Here is a 2,466-nt window from a genome sequence, read left to right on the forward strand (position 1 = left end):
ATCAACGAGGCATCCGCCATGATGCTGCTGTAGGGAGGGAATGGACGATGAAACGCAAGATACTGACCATTACATACACATGCCCGGAGGACAAGGTGAACCTGGGAGAGGTGGATATCATGGGAACCATCCTCCAGAAGCTCGGGGAGCTGGGAGCCTATGATATAAATCTGAAGGCCAGTTCCGCGGAGGTGCGGGAACCGGCTGCGCCAAAGGTCAGGGAGACGGGACCCCAAATCCCTGCATTCCTACAGGAACGCAGGAGCCGGCCATCCAGGAGGGAAGTGCCCTGCCTGCCAGGAGGAGGGGAAGCCTATGGGAACGGGATATAGGTATACCATCAAGACCCTGTGGGGGTTAGCCAAGTCAAAGGAGCTGGGGCTGACCGAGGAGGAGCTGCACCTGCTGGTGGCCCGTGAGACCGGGAAGGACAGCATCCGTGAGCTGAACCGGTCGGAGCTGTCCCATGTCTGCCATATCCTGCAGAAACAGAAGGACGATATCAAACGGCAGGAAGGGAGGCTGCCGGAACGCAGGGGGAACCCGCAGACCGGACGGCAGCGCCGAAAGATAGGCCAGCTGAAGGAGAAGCTGGGCTGGGAGGAGCGGCAGGTCCGTGCCCTGTGCCACCGGATGTACCGGGTGGACGCAGTGGAATGGCTGACCTATTACCAGTGCCAGGGATTGATTGAGGCCATGAAGGCCATCCTGGAGCGGAAGCCGGAAAAGGAGGATGGCCGGGGATGAAGGATAAGGAAGGTAAGGGGACGTTTGGGTCTGCTATGGCGGGGGTCCTATGTGCGCAGTTGGAAGCCACGGCCATCTACCTGGGGCATCCAGCTACACAGCAACAAAAATCCGATTGGATGGAGCTGGAGGTGGAGGCCCTTCTCCGTGAAAGCCAGCTTGCCAGGGAGGCGGTCCAGCTGAAGCAGACCCTGGAGCTGGGGGAACATGTGCGCCGGGAAATAGAGAAGGAGCAGATGAAGAAGGATACGCCGGAAGGGATGCTGAGCTGATGGAAGGACTGATGCAGTTGTTTGACCGGAAATACCGGGAATACCAGGATTATCTGGATGAAAAGTCCTGGGCGGATGCGGCCCTTGCCCAGTCCTACCTTCTGGGGGTCCTGCATTGCATGTGGGCCTTATGGGACCGGAAGGCGGAGAATGCAAAGCAGTACCATGAGGAGATAGTGCGCCGGAGCCATAGGATAGAATAGTAAAGAGAGGAGAGTGGAGATGAAACGGACAATTAAGTTACACACAGGAGCGACCAAGGTCGTTGAGGATGCCACGCATAAGATAATGACAATCCAGGAATGGAGGGAGGAAGGAAAAAGACGTTTTGGTAAGGACTACATGGATTGGAAGTTTGAGTGCCCTATGTGCGGACATATTGCATCAATCAGGGATTTTAAAGAGGCCGGAGCCAAAGGACCAAACTGTGCCTGCCAGGAGTGCCTTGGAAGATATACGGGAAAGGGGGCCCCGAAGGCGGGAGATGCGTCTGGCTGCAACTGGGCGGCTTATGGACTCTTTGGTATCCCGGATGGGAAGGGGATTATTGTCCTGGATGAAGAAGGAATCGGAACGGAGTGTTTTGCGTTTGCAGGACAGGAGGTGTAGTCATGCCAGGGAAACATACGAAGCTCTTTAAACGCATATTCCATGGTGATTTCCGTCCGGCTGACGGAATGGACTATTCCCGCGCATATAAACGCTGGATGAAGGAGAACTATGAAGCCCACCAGAGATTCCGGAAAACATTAAAAAAAGGCCAGCTGGAGGCGTTTGACGAATTAGAGGAAATGGATATTGAGCTATCAGGAAGGGCCCAGGAAGAGAACTACATAGCCGGGATGAAGGCAGGCATCCAGCTCATGGTGGAAGCGCTCCGGTAGATGAGGCCTGGTTTTGAGGGGAAGGGGGGACCGGTATGGCAGGACGGGCAGCCTATTTCAGGCTGTATGACCATGGCAGGTACATGGGGGAGTATAGAAACTCTGAACTTATGGAACTGCTGGATATCCGTCATCATCAGCTGATTGCCTATTATAGTGATACCGGCAGGGAGTATAAGGCTCGTTATCTGATTGAACGGATAGAGGAACCCATGCGTGGAAGTTGGGCAGCGGAGTGGGACCATGCCAGGCTGAAGGTCCTGTGGGATGGTACCAGGCTGAAGGTCCTGAGGCCGGTACGGAAGAGGAAAGGCCAGGAGCCGGGGTGGTTATGGAGGTGAAATCATGGCAATGTTTGAGTATACGACCAAGGTCGAAACCCTGAAGGTGTTAATTGAAATCCTGAAGGAGTTAAGGGCCATTAGGAAGGCTATGGAAACTGAGAAAAAGTAACATTTCCGGGATACCGGAAGGAAGGAGAAACAGATGGGAACGCTACTGGATGCATTCTCAAAAGAGGACCGGGTGGAGGTCACCTTTTCCGATTTCTACCGGCTCATACG

Annotated in this window: 7 protein-coding genes; all 7 read left to right on the forward strand. The window is 54.6% G+C overall.

Going from position 1 to position 2,466, the window contains the following annotated elements:
• Positions 1-332 (forward strand): hypothetical protein (locus LI015_RS27830; protein WP_227126768.1); only part of this gene is annotated, 332 nt, incomplete at its 5' end.
• Positions 316-747: a regulatory protein GemA gene (locus LI015_RS27835; RefSeq protein WP_002572745.1), complete on the forward strand. Its 432-nt coding sequence runs from the start codon at positions 316-318 to the stop codon at positions 745-747. The genes LI015_RS27830 and LI015_RS27835, both read left to right, overlap by 17 nt.
• A complete protein-coding gene (locus tag LI015_RS27840; protein WP_002593140.1) occupies positions 744-1,019 on the forward strand; it encodes a hypothetical protein in 276 nt (91 codons plus the stop codon). The genes LI015_RS27835 and LI015_RS27840 overlap by 4 nt, the downstream gene beginning before the upstream one ends.
• Positions 1,019-1,222: a hypothetical protein gene (locus LI015_RS27845; protein ID WP_002572743.1), complete on the forward strand. Its 204-nt coding sequence runs from the start codon at positions 1,019-1,021 to the stop codon at positions 1,220-1,222. The genes LI015_RS27840 and LI015_RS27845 overlap by 1 nt, the downstream gene beginning before the upstream one ends.
• A 19-nt stretch (positions 1,223-1,241) precedes the next feature.
• Positions 1,242-1,628, forward strand: coding sequence for a VVA0879 family protein (locus LI015_RS27850; protein ID WP_002596409.1), 387 nt, complete (start codon positions 1,242-1,244; stop codon positions 1,626-1,628).
• A 2-nt stretch (positions 1,629-1,630) separates the two neighbouring features.
• Entirely contained in the window at positions 1,631-1,903 is a 273-nt protein-coding gene (locus LI015_RS27855; protein WP_002572741.1) for a DUF6809 family protein, read from the forward strand.
• A 35-nt stretch (positions 1,904-1,938) separates the two neighbouring features.
• A complete protein-coding gene (locus LI015_RS27860) occupies positions 1,939-2,244 on the forward strand; it encodes a hypothetical protein (RefSeq protein ID WP_002596410.1) in 306 nt (101 codons plus the stop codon).
• The last annotated feature ends 222 nt before the right edge of the window (positions 2,245-2,466 follow it).

Origin of the sequence: Enterocloster sp. 210928-DFI.2.20, from assembly GCF_020554465.1 — a bacterium.
Taxonomy (GTDB): domain Bacteria; phylum Bacillota; class Clostridia; order Lachnospirales; family Lachnospiraceae; genus Enterocloster; species Enterocloster bolteae.